Raw genomic sequence first — 17,259 nt, 5'->3', positions numbered from 1 at the left:
CCTTTTTAAAGGCATTCATGAGTCTTGGGTTTGCTCGGCTTTGGCGTGCCCAAAACTCGATTTAATTCGCCGGCGACAGCGATGAGTTGTTGCTCCAACGCTTCGACATCGGACTGGCTGATCCCATCGTTAATCACCTGCAACGTACTGGCTCGTTTTTTCGGAGCAGGGGCAAGGTTATGCGCGTCTTCAGAGACCAATGCTTGTCGGAGGAGGTTATTGATCAACGTCTGATAGCCTGTGCCCGCACTTTCCGCGCGCTTGCGGGCAGCTTCAATCACAACATCGTCGAGCATGATGGTGATACGTGTCTTGCCTTTGCTGCTGGCAACCGCGCCGCGTTTGCCAGTACTGAAATCGTATTCGCTTTTCATGGTTCAAGCCTCCTGGTACTGGCGTCGTTCATGTTTGGTTGCCAGTCTGGCACTGATAACACGCACAAAATGCGGGTCTCGATACGTATAGGCGACAACCAGTACACGGCCCTTTGCATCTAGCCCCATGGTGACCCAGCGTTCTTCGTCGTGGTCATGGTCCTGAATAGTTACGCCAGCCTCGTCGTAAAAGACCTGCTCCGCATCAGCCAAACTAATGCCTTTGTGCTTTTGCTGATTGGCGAGGTTTTTGGCCCTGTCGTATTGAATCCTGAATGCTCTCATTATGCATATTTTCTATGCATAAAAAAAGCCGTTGTAAAGACCGTCAGTCAGCAAGGTATTTCTCCAAGTCTGGCGCTGTGGATACAGGATGATCCGGTCCAATCTTGAAGGGGTAGCCAACGAATTTCAGCACGCAAACGACGACCCATTGCGTATGAGGAGTATGAGTGGCTTGTCGGAAGAAATGTTTGGAGTCTGAGGGCGGGCGTGGATAGCTGGAGGGGAGAATACTGAGCAACGAGGGAGAAGCAGAATTGGAGCGGGTAGAGGGAATCGAACCCTCAACTAAAGCTTGGGAAGCTTTCGTTTTGCCACTAAACTATACCCGCTCAAAGCGGCTAACTTTGTACCAGAAGTCGGCCTTGATGAGAAGTTTTTTATTCTTGAAACGTGCATTTCAGGGCGTTGGTTAAAACCTTTTCGTGTTTCAAGCACCGTTACAGCGCTATCGACAGTCGCTGTGCGGGCCTTGTGATGACAGGCGCTGGCGGTTTTAAAAAGTCGAGCAAGGCAATCTTGCTGATGTGGCTAGCCTGTTTGTGTTCCATGTCCAGAAAGTGTCCGGTGTTTTCTACGCTGACAAATTGGCTGTCGCGGATCGCGTGTGCGAATTGCCGTGCGTCATTGGCGGCGGTGTATTCGTCCCATTCGCCATTGATGAACAGCACCGGTATTTCAATGCGTTGTGTGGCCTTGAGATAGCACTGAGGGTCGCCGCTCAGCACCTGGTTGATGTGAAAGTGCATTTGCGCGTACTCGTGTTCGGCCAAGGTGCTGACGTGCCGGTAGTTGAAGCGCTTGAACAGGGAAGGTAGGTGTTTGCCCAGGGTGTCGTTGACCAGGTTGCCGACCTGCGTGCGGTTGCAGTCTGCCAGGCAACGGCGGCCGCGCTCCAGGTAGTTGCGCATGGGGACATTGATGAGGGGCGAAAATGAGCTGATGACGGCTTTTTCGATACGCCGGGGTGAACTGGCCAGGGCGGTCAGCGCGGCGGTGCCTCCCCATGAGAATGACAGCACGTACTGGGCGTCGAAGTGCTCAATCAACTCCAGAAGCACGTCGGCTTCCAGTTCTTGGGTCAGAGGGGTCTGATGCCGGTTGTGGGGTTTGGACTGGCCTGCGTAGGGCTGATCGTAAAGGACGACGTTGAGGTGCGGGTGCAGGTTTTTGACGGTTTGGGCGAACGAGGCTGTGGTGGACATCGACCCGTTGACCAGAATGATGGTGTTTTGCGCGGTATCAGAGCGGTAGAACTCAGTGTGAATTCGATACTGCCCCTGAATGTCGAGCACAGCGATTTCGGGCTTCATCATGGGTCTGACTCCAGTGAATCGAGCGTCTGTCAGACTGATAATGCGCCGCGATTGTGACAGGCAGGCGTGGCCTTAAGCGCATTCACTTGTAGGAGCGAGCTTGCCTCGCGATCTTTTCAACGATCAAAAGATCGCGAGGCAAGCTCGCTCCTACAGCGGTTGCATCGCAGGGCAGCACTGCTGGATTTCCTCTGACGTCAACGCACGGTATTCGCCCGGAGCGAGTCGGCTGTCGAGCATCAGCGGGCCAATGCTTTCACGGTGCAGGCGCACGACCTTATTGTCGAAGTAGCCAAACATGCGTTTAACCTGATGATAGCGACCCTCAACAATGCTTAAGCGCGCCGAGCGTGGGCCGAGCAGTTCAAGTGTGGCAGGCAAGGTGGTCAGGTCTTCGTAGGCGAAATACACGCCCTGTTCGAACCGGGTGATGTAGTCGTCAGTGATGTCTTGTTCCGTCTCGACGTAGTACACCTTGGGCAGTTTGGTTTGCGGTTGCGTCAGGTGGCGAGACCAATGGCCGTCATTGGTGATGAGCATCAAGCCGCTGGTGTTGAAGTCCAGTCGACCCGCGATGTGCAAGTCGTGCTTGTCCGCTTCGTTCAGCAGATCCAGCACGGTCGGGTGCTCCGGGTCTTGGGTGGCGCTGACGCAGCCTGGCGGTTTGTGCAGCATGAAATAACGCGCGGGTTTGCCGGCTTGCAACACCTGTTCATCCAACTCAACCCGGCTGAACTCGCGAATGTCATGGTGCGGGTCAGATACGATCTGGCCATCAACCCGCACGCGCTTTTCAATCAGCAACAAGCGAGCCTGCTGGCGGTTGAACTGTGGCAGGTTGCTCAGAAAACGGTCTACTCGCATAGCGATCAATCACAAGAGATACAGGCGTGCATATTACGCGAGGTGTTCTGGGGGCGCTGGAGGTAATTGGCTGAGTACGTCGGCGCAGCGGGGGCACAGGCACGCGCTGTTGCGTTGCTCGGGCGGCAAAGCCCGCAGGATCTCAGGATCAATGCTGACGCTGTAACACCAGCAGGGCAGATGCTCGGTCTGTGCACTGGCCATAGAGCAGTCATTACGCGCACCACAGGCGGGGCAGAGGTTGGGGGCTGTCATGTCGGGTGTCCGTGGAGTGGCTGGCATCGGTGGCGCCAGTGTATGCCTTGTGCAATGGCGCTGCGCTATACACCTTGTCGCGTACTGGCCTGGCCACTGGTCTGAGAGTTAGTGTTGCATGGCACTGAGTCTGCTTTTTGCGGTCATATAAATCGTCAGGCAGCATTGCTGTTTGGCGCCGTCCAGCGCCGCTGGATCGTGCCCCTTCGCGGTCCAGGAGGCCGCCATGTTCCGACGTCTACTCACTATTGTTGTATTGGGTTTGGCTGTGTCTGCGTGTGTGCCTTATAACTCGGGTTACAGCGTTTATCGCTCTGATGTTTATACGGTGCCAGCACCTTATTACTACGGCGTTTACCGACCTTATTACGTCTACCCGCACCCCTACTACGCCCCGTCGCCACACTACTGGGGCCCAGGACCTGGGTATCACTATGGTTATGGGGGAGGGTACGGCCGAGGCTGGGGAGGTCGATAAAACACAGAGCACGTAACGCGACTAATCCCTGCGTCGCAGGCTGGCGTGCGTATCGTCAGTCTGCGCTGCGGGTATTGATCAATTGACAATGGGAGCGAGCTTTTCTAGTGTCCGCGGCATTGTTTTTAAGGGTGTAGCCATGACGTCGGATGATCGTATAAAACTTGAAGCTGCCTGGAAGCAGGCTTTGCGTGAGGAGTTCGATGAACCCTACATGGGTGAGTTGCGCGAGTTTTTGCGCCAGGAACATGCCGCCGGCAAAGAAATCTACCCGCCCGGGCCGTTGATTTTCAATGCGCTGAACTCAACGCCCCTGAACAACATCAAAGTGGTCATTCTGGGGCAAGACCCCTATCACGGGCCTGGCCAGGCTCATGGTTTGTGTTTCTCGGTTCAGCCGGGTGTTGCTGTGCCGCCTTCGCTGGTCAATATCTATAAAGAACTCAAGCGTGACTTGAATATTGATATCGCGCCTCACGGCTGTTTGCAGTCCTGGGCGGATCAGGGCGTGTTGTTGCTTAACACGACGATGACTGTGGAGCGGGGGATTGCCGCCTCCCATGCCAAAAAAGGCTGGGAGCGTTTTACCGATCGCATTATTCAAATCGTCAGTGAGCAGCAACCTCAGTTGGTCTTTTTGCTTTGGGGCGCCCATGCGCAGAGCAAGCAAAAGCTGATCGATGCGACTAAACATCTGGTGCTGACCTCGGTGCACCCGTCGCCGTTGTCGGCTTACCGTGGGTTTATCGGCAATGGGCATTTCAGCCGTACCAACAAGTTCCTTGAGCAAAATGGCTTGACCCCGATCGACTGGAAGTTACCGCCTGTTTGATCAGGGCCCATACGCCGTTGGCACACCAGGTAAGGCGCCTGGTGTGCTGAGGGCGCAATGATCTGAGCCTGTGCGGGTCAGACCAGGCGCAAGCGACAGTTATCGGGCGCCTCAATCACTCTGCCGACTATTGCTGCGACAGGCACAGCCCAGGTCATGCCGTTGGCCGGGTCGGTAATCACAGCGAGCGTGTCGCTGCTGGCACTGACGTCCAGACGTCGTCGTTCATGAATGGTTTTTAAATCGCCATAGGCATGACTGACCAGCTTTTCCGCAAGCGCTGTGCTTAATTCAAACGTCGTGACCAAATACCGAACTGCCTTGCAAAAAAGCACCTGATCGTTACCGGGGTGCTGAGCCTGATAACGTTGCAAGAACACCAGCGCAGCTTGCTGAAGGTAGGGGTGGTCTTCGATTTGCGAATAAATAAGAGTCATGCGCGGGCGCCCTCGGCAGTGATTTTTTCGGAGGGTAGCGCCGCTTGGCGCAACTCCTGATTGACACCCGGCAGGCGCACGTCCGGGTTCGGCATACCACTGGGAGACAGCTCATGGGTCATTTCAAATTCTGCCCTGACTGACCAGCCGCAGGCTTCGGTTGTGCATTGCAAATAAGCGACGCGTAAGAAGATATGTCGACCTTCGCTGGTGCGAATACGCATTCTGCTTAAGCAATGCGGACAAACCATTTTATAGGTGCTCATGACTGACTCCAATTGAACTATTGTTGTGTGCTCGTTTAAATAAGCACGTTAATTTCAAAGAAAGATCAATCCGTTGATCATGCAGGCTGACACCTTATGTCGGGGTTAGTCAGTTTTTTGATGATGAGTAATCCTTTTTAACTGTTCTTGTAAGAATTATGACTTCGGACAAGTAATCTTTTTTTCTAGTTTTCTTTATGTGTTTGTTTTTTCCTAATGTGCTGTTTCAATAGTCTTTTGTTTTGATGGGAAATGTTACATATCTATAACTAAAAAATACTCAATACGCGTAAATTCTGCCAAAAAACACAACAATGTCAAATTGGAAAAATTCAAATTGAGTAGCAGTAAATCTATTGAAATACTTGGACGGTTGAAAAAAATAACCCGCGTTAAAACAGACTCCGGGCTTTCTGAGATTCTGGGAGTAAGTCCGCAAACACTCAGTAGTTGGAAAGGCCGTGATCGCATTCCTTATTCGGTGTGTATGGAGCTTGCCAGCGCACATGGTGTCTCGCTTGACTGGCTATTTGGTGGTCAGGGTCCAATGTTATTGCAGTCGCCAGCGACGGTGGTTGAAACCGTAGGCAGGCTGTCGGAACATGAACGAAAAATGGTATTGATGTTTCGAACATTAAAGCGCTCCGATCAACGCGTTGTGTATAAAGTGGCCGAAGAAAAACAACAGCTTTATCTGTTACTTCGTCAAGTTGAAGAGCTGTCAGCTCGTCTTGAGTATGATGCCGCTCGCCTTTAGTTTATTTAGGCCCTTTAAAACGTCGCAGTACATCGACAATATCTGCAGAGTTCACCCAAATCATGAGTTTTATGCTGATGGGTATGACCACCAGTGCGCAAATAAATGCAGTGACTCCCACGGATAAACCGTTTAAGTGTGGCAGGGCGACAGGGGTGAATAAATAACCGACGCAGGCGCTCAGCAGAAAGGAGCCTGCATGTTGCCAGCCCTTGAGAGACCTGCGTGCACTGGTGACCACCCACGCCCCCAGGCAGGCACCAAACACTGCATCACGGTCGATCATCGCAAGCCCGATTTCCAGATACCAGTACGAAGCCAATCTAATCATTTCATTCGTCATGATGTCGGTACTCATGCGTGAACAAATGGGCGGCAGGCGGTTCATTCATAGAACAGCGGCGTCCGCACTTTTCAATTTTAAAGTGCTGATAAAGCTCAATGGCTGCGTTGGCTTCAACAGCGCTGAGGTAGTGAGCCACTAACACGGAACAGTTATTGATGGTGGGTGCGGGTACTTCTTCTAAATACCCATAACCTTGTTGTTGAACATGCTGCTGCCACACGGTCAGTGCTTTATTGACGGTGGCAGTTGCACCGTGCGCTGCTGTTCTAAGCCGTCCTTCACTGATACTTGAGCTCAAGGACAGGGCCTTCCTGAGCGATGTCAAGTTGATGGGGGGCCAAAACGCATCATCGCTGGTGCAGTCTGATAGTGAGAGAGAGGCTGTTGATAGGCTCATGCTTATAGTCCTTGGCACGCCTTTTTATTGCCCGCTAAGGCAGCAGAGGCATGCCGAGCTTAATGGCTTTGATGACGGCGGCGTGACGTGACGTGACGCCGAATTTCATTCGTACATTAGCGATATGAAAATTGATCGTTGTTTCTGATCTGTTCAGAATGAGCGCCACCTCGGCACTGGTTTTTCCTTGGGCACACCAACTGAGGACTTCATGCTCTTTTGGCGTTAGAGAGGGTATGAAATCAGGCGATGTAGAGGGTGTATCCGGCGAGAGTGGTCGCCTGGAAAAACTGCACTTTTTCATATGTTGCCCTTGCATTGAGGAGTGTGCCGGACGAGAAGATCATTCTTGATGTGCTAAAAATAATCGGTCTGCTGACGACTCAACAACGTGGCAAGGTTGTAGGAATGTCCATGACAGTAATGGAATATTCCTACACTCATGCGAGTGTTTTATACATACGCTTACGTGGGTGTTTAAGTTGATTGCACACAAGTTGGTGATCAACTGATTACCCGGCGAGCAGGGCGCCCGCCAGGCGCTTTACTGGGTTGCCATAAAGGCAACCGCCAGTCAGGGCGACTGGCGGCGGTGTCACTCGCAGCCTTTAACGCCTGATTCAGGCATTGGCTGTGGTGTGGCGTTTGGCGCTGCGCTTGCGCCAGATACGCACGATAGGGAACAGCAGCATCACGGCGGTCAGGCCCCAGACACTCATGGTGATCGGGCTGGCCCACAAAATCTCCAGTGCACCATTGGAAATCGACAGCGCCCGACGCAGGTTCTGCTCCATCAGCCCGCCCAGAATGAACCCTAGCAGGACCGGCGACAGCGGGAAGTCGAGCTTGCGCAGGATATAACCGAAGATGCCGATGGCGATCATGAGGAACAAGTCGAAGGTGGTTGCGTGCACGGCATACACGCCAATCGCCGTGATGATGGCAATCACCGGCACCAGTGCCCAGTTAGGCACGGCCAGAATGCGCGTGAAGATGCGGATCATCGGAATGTTGAGGATCACCAGCATGATGTTGGCGATGAACAACGAAGCGATCAGGCCCCAGACAATGTCCGGTTGCTGTTCAAACAGCAGTGGGCCCGGGGTGATGTTGTACAGCGACAAGGCGCCGATCATCACCGCCGTGGTGCCGGAACCCGGTACACCGAGTGTCAGCATCGGGACCAGGGCACCGCACGCCGAAGCGCCGATAGCGGTTTCGGGTGCCGCCAGACCACGCGAGTCACCTTGACCGAATGTGCCTGTGGCACCGGCCAGACGTTTCTCCGTCATGTAGGCCACCGCACTGGCCAAGGTTGCACCGGCACCCGGCAGCACGCCCATGATGAAGCCCAGCAAACCGCAGCGGATATTCACTACGAACACCGCGGAGGCTTCTTTGAGGTTGAACATCATACGGCCGGTGGCTTTCACGGCTTCCTGGCCGCGATGGGTTTTTTCCAGCAACAGCAGAATCTCGCTGATGGAAAACAGCCCGAGCACCAACACGACAAACTGGATGCCGTCAGTCAGGTGGATGTTATCGCCGGTGAAGCGGTACACACCGCTGTTGGCATCGATCCCGACGCACGACAGAAACAGGCCGATCAGTGCTGCGATAAACGTCTTGAGTGGTCGGTCGCCAGCCATGCCGCCCAGGCAGACAATCGCGAACACCATGAGCACAAAGTATTCAGCCGGGCCGAAGGCAATCGCCCATTTGGCCAGCAGCGGGGCAAACAGCACCATGCCGCAGGTGGCAATGAATGCGCCGATGAACGAGCTCCAGGCCGAAAGCGACAACGCCACGCCGGCCAGGCCTTTACGGGCCATTGGGTAGCCGTCAAGGGTGGTCATGACCGTCGATGCTTCGCCGGGGATGTTCAGCAAAATCGAGCTGATACGCCCGCCGTATTCACAGCCCAGGTACACCGCGGCCAACAAGATAAGCGCGGACTCTGGCGGCAGGCCGAGGGCGAAGGCAATCGGGATGAGCAGGGCCACGCCGTTGATCGGGCCAAGGCCGGGCAGCAGGCCGACTACGGTGCCGATCAAGGTGCCGCACAGTGCGGTAACCAGGTTGTAAGGGCTGAGCGCGACGCCGAAGCCCTGGCCCAAATAGCTAAAAGTATCCATATCAGTTCTCCAGAACTTCGAGCAGGCCAAGCGGCAGCGGAACGTCCATCGCTTTATCAAACAGCAGATAAAGACCGACGCTCATCAGGCTGATGATCACAATGCTCGGCAACCAGCGGCCGCCATACAGGCGTGCCATCGGGATGCCGACCAAGATGGCGCTGAGGACAAAACCGAGGGTTTCGAAGGTGCCGGCAAAGATCAGCAACAGCACGACACACAGGCCGATTTTGATCAGGGTTTCGCGATCCAGTTGCGGGTCATCCTCGCTGTGCACCACCGGCGAGGGGCGAAAGATCATGTAGATCAAGCCCAGGCACATCAGGCCGAGCATCAACAGCGGGAAGGCGCGTGGGCCGACCGGTTCGTAAGAAAAAGACGCCTGATAGGGCCAGGCCATCGCCGCCAGACAGAGGCAGACGATGAGCAGCGCCGAGGCAAAAATACGTTGTAAGAGCATGGTTCACTCCGGGGCTGTGCCCCCACGGTTAAGGGCACAGTCAGCGATCAGCGACGGTTACTGAATGAGGCCAAATTCCTTGGCCAGGACTTTGTAATCAGTCACTTGTTTCTTCACGTAGGCGTCCAGCTCCGGGCCGGTCATCGAGAACGGAAACAGTTCGCGCTGATCACGCAAGGTGGCGAAGTCTTCGGACACCAGCAGTTTGTCGAAGGTCTCTTTCCACCACGCATAGTCGGCGTCGCTGACTTTTGGCCCCAGGTAGAAGCCGCGCACCACCGGCCAGACGATGTCGTAGCCCTGTTCTTTGGCGGTCGGGATCTCTTTCATTTGCGGGTCGTCGAGACGCTCATCGGCGAAGACCGCCAGCAGGCGCATGTCACCGCTCTGGATGTGAGGCATGGAGTCGGAAATATCGGTGCTGCCGACCTGGATATGGCCGCCCAGCAAGGCCGTGGCGATTTCGCCGCCGCCTTCCAGCGCTACGTATCGCAATTCACGCGGGTTGATACCTGCTGCTTTGGCGACCAGTGCTGTCTGCATCCAGTCCTGGCTACCCACTGTGCCTCCAGAACCAATCACCACACTGCCCGGATCTTTTTTCAGTGCTTGAACGAGATCGTCAAGATTCTTGTAGGGCGAGTCTTTTTTCACGGCGAGCGCGCCGTAGCTGGTGCCGACGGCCGCGAGCCAGCGAACAGCGCCTTCATCGAAACGCCCGAACTTGCCTTGTGCCAGGTTCAGCAGTGAACCGCTGGACCATGCCACCAACGTGCCGGCGTCTGCCGGGCGCTGCGCAACTACCGCGTTATACGCCACCGCGCCCACGCCACCCGGCATGTAGGTCACGCGCATCGGTTTGCTGAGCAGTTTTTCGTTTACCAGTGCGCTTTGCACCAGCTTGCAGGTCAGGTCAAAACCGCCGCCAGGGGAGGCCGGGGCGATACATTCAGGGCGTTTAGGTTCAGCCATCAATTGGCCAGCGAACAACATGCAGCCGGCAGCAAGAGCCAAAGAGCGCAGTGAGAAATTCATAATGTCTCCGCAGGAGTTATTGTTTTAAATGAGCAGAAAAGTGCTGTTATCAGTCGTGGCCATCGCCAACGTTTACGCAGGGCAAGTGCCGTGCATCGTCAGCGTCATGGGTACAGCGAGGGGCAACAGAATGTCGTTCGCAGGCCTGTGTGGCGGTGAGCGAAGACGGGGCAAGCAGGAAGGCAAAGGGCGATAGGCTGAGGCGTCAGCATACGGTGTGCTCCATTATTGTTCTTATTGGCGAAAACACGTCGAGGTGTTTTGCGCAGCGCTAAAAAATCATTTGCGCAACAGATGTAACTGTTTGTTGGCGAATCCTAATCCGCCAACCTTTCGTGAACCTTTCAGTTTTCTTTCAGTGTTTATTTGGGGTTCACAGCCCCGTTTGCGTCTGTACACTTCGCCCACAGAGCCACAGGCCTGAACAAAAATAATGAGGTAAATCCGATGCGTGTTCTTTTGGTCGAGGATCAGTTGCAGTTGGCCGAGAGTGTTGCTCAAGCGTTGAAAAGTACCGGCCTGACCGTGGACGTCCTGCACGATGGTGTGGCCGCTGACCTGGCATTGAGTTGCGAAGACTATGCGATGGCCATTCTGGACGTGGGCCTGCCGCGAATGGATGGTTTTGAGGTGCTGGCGCGTTTACGCGCGCGTGGCAAAACCCTGCCGGTGTTGATGCTGACTGCGCGCAGTGACGTCAAGGATCGGGTGCATGGGCTCAATCTGGGCGCCGATGATTACCTGGCCAAGCCGTTTGAGCTGGCTGAGCTCGAAGCGCGGGTCAAAGCGCTGTTGCGCCGTAGCGTGTTGGGTGGCGAGCGTCAGCAGCGCTGCGGCCCGCTGGTTTACGATCTGGAGACCCGGCGCTTCACGCTAAAAGACGAATTACTGACCCTGACCTCACGCGAGCAAGCCGTACTGGAAGCGCTGATCGCAAGGCCGGGGCGGGTCATGAGCAAGGAGCAACTGGCGGCTCAAGTGTTTGGCCTCGACGAAGAAGCAAGCCCGGACGCGATTGAAATCTACGTGCACCGCTTGCGCAAAAAACTCGACGGCCATGCGGTGGCAATTGTGACGTTCCGGGGCCTGGGCTACTTGCTGGAAGGCCGTGATGTTTAAGGTCGACAGCCTGCGTTGGCGGTTGCTGTGGACCCTGACCCTGTTGCTGGTGGTGCTGATGCTCGCCAGCAGCCTGAGTGCTTACTTCAATGGTCGCGAAGCCGCTGACACGGCTTACGACCGCACCTTGCTGGCATCCGCCCGCACCATTGCCGCAGGCTTGTCACAGCGTGATGGCAGCCTGAGTGCCGACGTGCCTTACGTGGCGCTCGACACCTTTGCCTACGACAGTGCCGGACGCATCTATTACCAGGTTTACGATATTCAGCGGCGGCTGATTTCGGGCTATGAACACTTGCCGGCACCGCCACCCGGCACGCCACGGACTGACGATTACCCGGCGCTGGCGCGTTTTTACAACGCTGAATACCGTGGGCAAAACGTCCGCGTGGTGAGCCTGCTCAAGGCCGTTAGCGAACCGAACATGAATGGCATGGCCGAGATTCGCGTGGCAGAAACCGATGAGGCACGCGTGGCCATGGCGCGCAGCCTGATGGCTGACACCTTGCTGCGTCTGGGCATGCTGGGGCTGGGCGCATTGTTGGTGGTGTGGTTTGCCGTGAGCGCCGCCTTACGCCCGCTGGAGCGTTTGCGTACCGCCGTTGAAGAGCGCGAGCCGGATGATCTGCGGCCGTTGCCGCTGGTGCCGGTGCAGCGTGAGCTAAGGCCGCTGGTGCAAACCTTGAACCACTTTACCGAGCGCCTGCGTTGGCAGTTTGAGCGCCAGGCGCAGTTTATTGCCGACGCTGCCCATGAGCTACGCACCCCGCTGGCCGTGCTCAAGGCCCGCATTGAATTGGGCTTGCGCACACATGACCCGCAGGTTTTGCGTCACACGTTGGAACAAACGGTTAAAGACACCGACCGGCTGACGCATTTGGCGAACCAGTTGTTGTCGCTGGCACGCATTGAAAATGGTGCCAGGGCGATTGCTGAAGGCGGGGCGCAATTGCTCGATCTCAGCCAACTGGCCCGAGAGCTGGGCATGGCCATGGCGCCTCTGGCGCATTCCCGAGGCGTGGCCTTGGCGCTGGAAGCCGACCAGCCGGTCTGGCTTCGTGGGGAACCGACCTTGCTCAATGAGCTATTGAGCAACCTGATCGACAACGCACTGGCGCACACCTGTACTGGGGGTAACGTGATCTTGCGGGTGTCCTTGCCAGCGGTGCTGGAAGTTGAAGACGACGGCCCGGGCATTCCCTATGAAGATCGGGAGCGAGTGTTTGAGCGGTTTTATCGACGTAACCAGCAAGTGGCGGGGAGTGGCCTGGGCCTGGCCATTGTCGGCGAAATCTGTCGCGCGCATCTGGCCCACATCAGCTTGCATGACGGCGCCGAGCGTGGGCTAAAAGTGCGGGTGAGCTTCGTATCGGCAGCCGACAATCGTTCGCTGTAGGTTGATCGCAGCCTTCGTGCCTCGGCAGCGACTACGGGTTCTGTAGGAGCGAGCTTGCCTCGCGATCTTTTGATCTTGCGGCCGCTTAGCAGCCGGACACAGGTGTGGCGTTACATGAACATCCCGCGCGCATCGTTCATTTGTTGCTGAAACAGCTCGCTGTCAGCATCCAGCTTCAGACGTTTGAATGCGTGCAGTGCATTCAGGTTGTGGCTGAGTGCCGGGGTGTCGCGCTGTTCGCAGAACACCGTGGCGATCTGCACCAGGTCGATGTAGTCGATGGCCTTGGACTCGCGGCTAACGTCCTGATATTGACCCGGCAGCTTGAGCAGCATTTCCGGAAACTCCCAGACCGCAAGCAATTTGTCGCCAATCACCGGGTGAATACGCTCGATCACATGGTTCAGCGACACGGGGTCTGCGAGCAGTTCGTTATGTTCCTCGGCATAAATCAGGATCGGCAATACGCCAATTTGATGCACCAACCCGCCAAGCGCTGCCTGATCGGGTTTGAGCGAGGTATACCGCCGACAAAACGCATAGCACACACCGGCCACCTCCAGGCTTTGGCGCCAGACGTCGCGCATTTTGCTTTCGACGACGGGCGAGCGGGCGTGGAAGATCTGTTCCATGACCAGACCAATGGCCAGGTTGCTGCTGTAATTCACGCCCAGCCGGGTGATGGCGGTGTGCAAGTCTGTCACTTCGTACAACGCGCGCAGGAGCGGGCTGTTGACGACTTTAATCAGCCGCGCCGCCAGCGCGGTATCGCGACCGATGACTTTGCTGAGGTTGCTGACGCTGATTTCCGGGTTTTCCGCTGCCTTGCGAATATTTAACGCCACTTCCGGTAGCGTGGGCAAAACCAGGTCATCTCGAACGATGGCCTTTACCAAGTCCATCTGGACTTTGCTCGCCAACATGCTCATTTTTATTCTCGAGAATTAACGCTGTATCTCACGATCACGGTCGAGTTGATAAGGCAGGTCAAGCAACGTCAGCGCAGGGCCTTGCAGATCGCCCACGTGAATGTCTCCCGCTTCCACCGCATCAGCTGTCAACACGGCCAGCAGTTCAATACGCTCCGGAGTATGAGCAGCAATCACCACTTCGCCCACAGCGCTGCTGTGTGTCGGTGAAAACAGCGGCGTGCCAGGCTCTGGCTGCGCATTGCCGGCCTCAAGCGACAGGCGATAAAGACGGCGTTTGAGCTTGCCGAGGTATTGCATGCGCGCAACGATTTCTTGCCCGGTGTAGCAGCCCTTTTTGAAGCTGACACCGCCTACTGCTTGCAGGTTGATCATTTGCGGGATGAACAGTTCGCGCGTTTGCGGCATGACCTGACCAATGCCGGCGCGGATCTGGCCGAGTGTCCATTGGTTGATATCGGCTTCAGGCAACTGGGCTTTCAACTGCTGGTGCAGGTGTTCGGCTTGCTCGGCCGGTGCCCACAGTTCTGCGCGGCCCTCTGACACACGAATGGCAATGAGGCCATTCGCCCGGGCAACGCTGTCGGTGTCGGCAGGCAGCTCGATACCCAGGCCTTGCAATACTGCGTCGCCCTGGCTCAGGCCAAAGCGCACCCAGTGATCGCTGTCATCGGTCAATTTTGATTTGGAGAACACCGCGTATTTTTTCAAGTCAGCCAGTTGTGGCTCGACCAGTTCACGCGCCATGGCCAGAAAGCAGCCCTGCGGTTCGAGGAGGATACGGAAGCTCGACTGCATCCGGCCTTTCTGCGTGCAACGCGCACCGAGGCTTGAGCGCGTGTCGCTCAGATAATTGAGGTTACAGGTGAGTTGTCCCTGCAGGAACTTGCTGGCGTCGTTGCCAATAACAGCAAGAACGCCTTCGTGAGACAAGGTGCAGAAAAAAGCAGAGTCGGCCATGAGTCATCGCAGGTTGTAAAGTCTGGAACACATCATAGAGGGGTGACCTGTAAATGGGTAGTTCGCAAAGGTTCTCGACAACCGACCAAAGCCGACTGTTCTCTCTTGGATCGGTCTGTATACTTGCGCTCTATTTGAGGAGCGCTCCATGGTCGAAGATGTTGAACTCAATCGTCTCTACTGGCACAGCCGCCGCGGCATGCTTGAGCTGGACGTACTGTTGGTACCGTTCGTCAAGGAGGTTTACCCGCATCTCAATGACGTTGATCGCGAAGTCTATCGCAAGCTCCTGGAGTGCGAAGACCAGGACATGTTCGGCTGGTTCATGGAGCGCAGCGAGTCTCAAGACCCCGAGCTGCAGCGCATGGTCCGCATGATTCTGGACCGTGTTCAGCCCAAGTGATTTTTTTGAATGCCGCTGGCACGCCTCCGGGCAATTGCTGGCGGCGTATCTGGCAGTGCAATCGCTGGCACTGATCTCAATCTGCCTTCTTTCGATACCCGTGTGGGCTCGCCTGCTTGGACTGTTGTTGTGCCTGATGCATGGCGTTTGGGCAGTGCCCCGGCATATTCGGTTGACCCACGCCAAGGCCTTCAGCGGTGTGCGACGAAACGCCGAGGGTTGGCAGTTATGGAGTCGGGCCAAGGGCTGGCAGGCCGTGCAGTTGCAGCGCGACAGCCTGGCGTTGCCGATGATGGTGCTGCTGCGGTTCCGCGTGCCGGGCGAGTGGTGGGTGAGGGCGGTGTGCATCCCGCGTGACGCGCTGGCGCCGGATCAGCACCGGCGCTTGCGCGTGCGACTCAAGTTCAGTCGGCGTAGGTGGTTGGCACCAGAATAGTGTCCAGCGCTTCAGGCAACATGTCCGGGTAATCGAGGGTGTAATGCAGCCCCCGTGACTCCTTTCTCGCCATTGCACTGCGGATCATCAACTCGGCCACTTGTGCCAGGTTGCGCAGCTCAATCAGGTCGCGGCTGACTTTATAGTTACTGTAAAACTCGTCGATTTCGTCCAGCAGCAGGCGCACGCGGTGCTCGGCCCGTTGCAGGCGCTTGTTGGTGCGGACAATGCCCACGTAGTCCCACATAAAGCGCCGCAGCTCATCCCAGTTGTGGGCGATGATTACGTCTTCGTCCGAATCGGTCACCTGGCTGGCATCCCAGCTGGGCAGCGAATCCGGAATGTCGATGTGTTCGAGTTGCGTGAGGATGTCGTCTGCCGCAGAGCGGGCGTACACGAAGCACTCCAGCAAAGAGTTGCTGGCCATGCGATTGGCGCCGTGCAGGCCGGTGAAGCTGGTTTCGCCAATGGCATACAGGCCGGGGACGTCGGTGCGCCCGTGACCATCCACCATGACCCCGCCACAGGTGTAGTGCGCCGCAGGTACTACCGGAATCGCCTGTTTGGTGATGTCGATGGAAAATTCCAGGCAGCGTTCATAGACCGTCGGGAAATGGGTCTTGATGAACGTGTCGGACTCATGGCTGATGTCCAGGTACACGCAGTCGATACCCAGGCGTTTCATTTCGTGGTCGATGGCGCGGGCCACAATGTCTCGCGGGGCCAGTTCACCACGCGGGTCAAAACGGTGCATAAAGCGCTCGCCATTCGGCAGCTTGAGGTGTGCGCCTTCGCCACGCAGGGCTTCGGTGATCAAAAAGCTCTTGGCTTGCGGGTGATACAGGCAAGTGGGATGGAACTGGTTGAATTCCAGGTTCGCGACCCGGCAGCCCGAGCGCCAGGCCATGGCAATGCCATCACCGCAAGCGCCATCGGGGTTGCTGGTATAGAGGTACACCTTGGCCGCGCCGCCTGAGGCCAGAATGGTGAAACGCGAGCCGTAGGTGTCGACTTCGCCGGTGGCGCGGTTGAGCACGTACGCACCGAGGCAGCGGTCACCCTCCAGGCCCAGGCGACGGGCGGTAATCAGATCAACGGCCACGCGTTGTTCGAGCAATTCAATATTGGGGCGCTGGCGGGCTTGTTCGAGCAGTGTCTTGAAAATAGCCGCGCCGGTGGCATCGGCGGCGTGAATGATGCGGCGATGGCTGTGGCCGCCTTCACGAGTGAGGTGGAACTCAAACCCTGGGTGCTCAGGGTCGGCGTCCTCATCGCGGGTGAAGGGCACGCCCTGGTCGATCAGCCACTGAATGGCTTCGCGACTGTGTTCGACCGTAAAACGCACGGCATCTTCATGACACAGGCCGCCCCCGGCATTCAGGGTGTCTTCGACGTGGGACTGGACCGTGTCGGTGTCATCCAGCACGGCAGCGACGCCGCCCTGTGCCCAAAATGTCGAGCCGTTGGCCAGGTCGCCCTTGCTCAAAACTGCAATGCGCAGATTGCCTGGCAGTGACAGCGCCAGGCTCAGACCGGCAGCCCCGCTGCCAATCACCAGCACATCGTGTTGAAAATGTTGGCTCATTCTTCTTATGTCCGCAAAAAAAGCGCCCACTAGTATATAGAGGGGGGGATCGGCACAATAGCCGGGCCTTTGTGGCGTTGGGTCATTACAGCGGGCGAGAAGTGTGCCTCAGAGTGTGGCGATCTGCATGCCGTTTTGCAGAATAAATCGGCAAACCAGAGGCTGCGCGTCGGGCACAACCTGCGCACGAACTGTAT

22 protein-coding genes and 1 tRNA gene are annotated in these 17,259 nt (G+C 56.4%); 6 read left to right on the top strand and 17 right to left on the bottom strand.

What is annotated here, in order from left to right; all coding sequences use genetic code 11:
* Nucleotides 1-5: 5 nt before the first annotated feature.
* From ACJJU9_RS19370 to ACJJU9_RS19345, 6 genes are all read right to left on the bottom strand, one after another.
* A complete protein-coding gene (locus tag ACJJU9_RS19370; protein WP_407729331.1) occupies nucleotides 6-374 on the bottom strand; it encodes a BrnA antitoxin family protein in 369 nt (122 codons plus the stop codon).
* A 3-nt stretch (nucleotides 375-377) separates the two neighbouring features.
* Nucleotides 378-659, bottom strand: a complete 282-nt coding sequence (locus tag ACJJU9_RS19365; RefSeq protein WP_048368018.1) for a BrnT family toxin — start codon at nucleotides 657-659, stop codon at nucleotides 378-380.
* Nucleotides 660-914: 255 nt separating this feature from the next.
* A tRNA-Gly gene (locus ACJJU9_RS19360) sits at nucleotides 915-988 on the bottom strand.
* 108 nt (nucleotides 989-1,096) lie between these two features.
* On the bottom strand, nucleotides 1,097-1,969 hold the full coding sequence (locus ACJJU9_RS19355) for an alpha/beta fold hydrolase (protein ID WP_407731017.1): 873 nt from the start codon (nucleotides 1,967-1,969) through the stop codon (nucleotides 1,097-1,099).
* A gap of 153 nt (nucleotides 1,970-2,122) precedes the next feature.
* Entirely contained in the window at nucleotides 2,123-2,836 is a 714-nt protein-coding gene (locus tag ACJJU9_RS19350; protein ID WP_048385496.1) for a pseudouridine synthase, read from the bottom strand.
* A gap of 33 nt (nucleotides 2,837-2,869) precedes the next feature.
* Nucleotides 2,870-3,091, bottom strand: a complete 222-nt coding sequence (locus ACJJU9_RS19345; protein ID WP_153373713.1) for a cysteine-rich CWC family protein — start codon at nucleotides 3,089-3,091, stop codon at nucleotides 2,870-2,872.
* Nucleotides 3,092-3,708: 617 nt separating this feature from the next.
* Between ACJJU9_RS19345 and ung the strand changes: the two genes are divergently transcribed.
* Nucleotides 3,709-4,401 carry a uracil-DNA glycosylase gene (gene ung / locus ACJJU9_RS19340; protein WP_048385492.1) on the top strand — a complete coding sequence of 231 codons (693 nt, stop codon included), beginning with the start codon at nucleotides 3,709-3,711 and terminating at the stop codon, nucleotides 4,399-4,401.
* A 77-nt stretch (nucleotides 4,402-4,478) separates the two neighbouring features.
* On the opposite strand, the gene ACJJU9_RS19335 is transcribed toward ung, so the two are convergent.
* Together ACJJU9_RS19335 and ACJJU9_RS19330 are read right to left on the bottom strand one after the other, a co-directional pair.
* Nucleotides 4,479-4,838 carry a hypothetical protein gene (locus ACJJU9_RS19335; RefSeq protein ID WP_048368010.1) on the bottom strand — a complete coding sequence of 120 codons (360 nt, stop codon included), beginning with the start codon at nucleotides 4,836-4,838 and terminating at the stop codon, nucleotides 4,479-4,481.
* Nucleotides 4,835-5,104: an ogr/Delta-like zinc finger family protein gene (locus ACJJU9_RS19330; protein ID WP_048385491.1), complete on the bottom strand. Its 270-nt coding sequence runs from the start codon at nucleotides 5,102-5,104 to the stop codon at nucleotides 4,835-4,837. Before ACJJU9_RS19330 ends, ACJJU9_RS19335 begins: the two co-directional genes overlap by 4 nt.
* Before the next feature lie 337 nt (nucleotides 5,105-5,441).
* On the opposite strand from ACJJU9_RS19330, the gene ACJJU9_RS19325 reads away from it, so the two are divergent.
* On the top strand, nucleotides 5,442-5,861 hold the full coding sequence (locus tag ACJJU9_RS19325) for a helix-turn-helix domain-containing protein (RefSeq protein ID WP_194289374.1): 420 nt from the start codon (nucleotides 5,442-5,444) through the stop codon (nucleotides 5,859-5,861).
* Between the two features lies 1 nt (nucleotide 5,862).
* On the opposite strand, the gene ACJJU9_RS19320 is transcribed toward ACJJU9_RS19325, so the two are convergent.
* The 6 genes from ACJJU9_RS19320 to ACJJU9_RS19295 form a co-directional block, all read right to left on the bottom strand.
* Nucleotides 5,863-6,204, bottom strand: a complete 342-nt coding sequence (locus tag ACJJU9_RS19320; protein WP_082158003.1) for a putative holin — start codon at nucleotides 6,202-6,204, stop codon at nucleotides 5,863-5,865.
* On the bottom strand, nucleotides 6,194-6,604 hold the full coding sequence (locus tag ACJJU9_RS19315; RefSeq protein WP_407729330.1) for a head completion/stabilization protein: 411 nt from the start codon (nucleotides 6,602-6,604) through the stop codon (nucleotides 6,194-6,196). Before ACJJU9_RS19315 ends, ACJJU9_RS19320 begins: the two co-directional genes overlap by 11 nt.
* A gap of 34 nt (nucleotides 6,605-6,638) precedes the next feature.
* The gene (locus tag ACJJU9_RS19310) at nucleotides 6,639-6,908 is read right to left on the bottom strand and encodes a helix-turn-helix transcriptional regulator (RefSeq protein WP_082148640.1); all 270 of its coding nucleotides are present in this window, start codon (nucleotides 6,906-6,908) and stop codon (nucleotides 6,639-6,641) included.
* A gap of 316 nt (nucleotides 6,909-7,224) precedes the next feature.
* Nucleotides 7,225-8,739, bottom strand: coding sequence for a tripartite tricarboxylate transporter permease (locus ACJJU9_RS19305; RefSeq protein WP_048368007.1), 1,515 nt, complete (start codon nucleotides 8,737-8,739; stop codon nucleotides 7,225-7,227).
* 1 nt (nucleotide 8,740) lies between these two features.
* Nucleotides 8,741-9,199, bottom strand: coding sequence for a tripartite tricarboxylate transporter TctB family protein (locus ACJJU9_RS19300; protein WP_407729329.1), 459 nt, complete (start codon nucleotides 9,197-9,199; stop codon nucleotides 8,741-8,743).
* A gap of 57 nt (nucleotides 9,200-9,256) precedes the next feature.
* Entirely contained in the window at nucleotides 9,257-10,234 is a 978-nt protein-coding gene (locus ACJJU9_RS19295; RefSeq protein WP_153330712.1) for a tripartite tricarboxylate transporter substrate binding protein, read from the bottom strand.
* A gap of 447 nt (nucleotides 10,235-10,681) precedes the next feature.
* On the opposite strand from ACJJU9_RS19295, the gene ACJJU9_RS19290 reads away from it, so the two are divergent.
* Both ACJJU9_RS19290 and ACJJU9_RS19285 read left to right on the top strand, forming a co-directional pair.
* Nucleotides 10,682-11,353, top strand: coding sequence for a response regulator (locus ACJJU9_RS19290; protein WP_331367775.1), 672 nt, complete (start codon nucleotides 10,682-10,684; stop codon nucleotides 11,351-11,353).
* Nucleotides 11,346-12,749, top strand: coding sequence for a sensor histidine kinase (locus ACJJU9_RS19285; protein WP_048385481.1), 1,404 nt, complete (start codon nucleotides 11,346-11,348; stop codon nucleotides 12,747-12,749). Before ACJJU9_RS19290 ends, ACJJU9_RS19285 begins: the two co-directional genes overlap by 8 nt.
* A 110-nt stretch (nucleotides 12,750-12,859) precedes the next feature.
* Here the strand turns inward: ACJJU9_RS19285 and ACJJU9_RS19280 are convergent, their stop codons facing one another.
* The gene (locus ACJJU9_RS19280) at nucleotides 12,860-13,678 is read right to left on the bottom strand and encodes an HDOD domain-containing protein (protein ID WP_407729328.1); all 819 of its coding nucleotides are present in this window, start codon (nucleotides 13,676-13,678) and stop codon (nucleotides 12,860-12,862) included.
* Between the two features lie 15 nt (nucleotides 13,679-13,693).
* Nucleotides 13,694-14,638 (bottom strand): YgfZ/GcvT domain-containing protein, encoded by a 945-nt coding sequence (locus ACJJU9_RS19275; RefSeq protein WP_407729327.1) that lies wholly within the window; start codon nucleotides 14,636-14,638, stop codon nucleotides 13,694-13,696.
* Nucleotides 14,639-14,786: 148 nt separating this feature from the next.
* Between ACJJU9_RS19275 and ACJJU9_RS19270 the strand changes: the two genes are divergently transcribed.
* Entirely contained in the window at nucleotides 14,787-15,041 is a 255-nt protein-coding gene (locus ACJJU9_RS19270) for a succinate dehydrogenase assembly factor 2 (RefSeq protein WP_048385476.1), read from the top strand.
* A complete protein-coding gene (locus ACJJU9_RS19265; RefSeq protein ID WP_407729326.1) occupies nucleotides 15,025-15,477 on the top strand; it encodes a protein YgfX in 453 nt (150 codons plus the stop codon). Before ACJJU9_RS19270 ends, ACJJU9_RS19265 begins: the two co-directional genes overlap by 17 nt.
* On the opposite strand, the gene nadB is transcribed toward ACJJU9_RS19265, so the two are convergent.
* A complete protein-coding gene (gene nadB, locus ACJJU9_RS19260) occupies nucleotides 15,446-17,062 on the bottom strand; it encodes an L-aspartate oxidase (protein ID WP_048385472.1) in 1,617 nt (538 codons plus the stop codon). The two genes, ACJJU9_RS19265 and nadB, sit on opposite strands and share 32 nt — an antisense overlap.
* Between the last annotated feature and the right edge of the window lie 197 nt (nucleotides 17,063-17,259).

The sequence above is a fragment of the Pseudomonas helleri genome (assembly GCF_045830615.1).
Lineage (GTDB): Bacteria > Pseudomonadota > Gammaproteobacteria > Pseudomonadales > Pseudomonadaceae > Aquipseudomonas > Aquipseudomonas helleri.
Note: the sequence above shows the minus strand (reverse complement) of the source record. Positions and strands in the feature narration are given on the sequence as shown.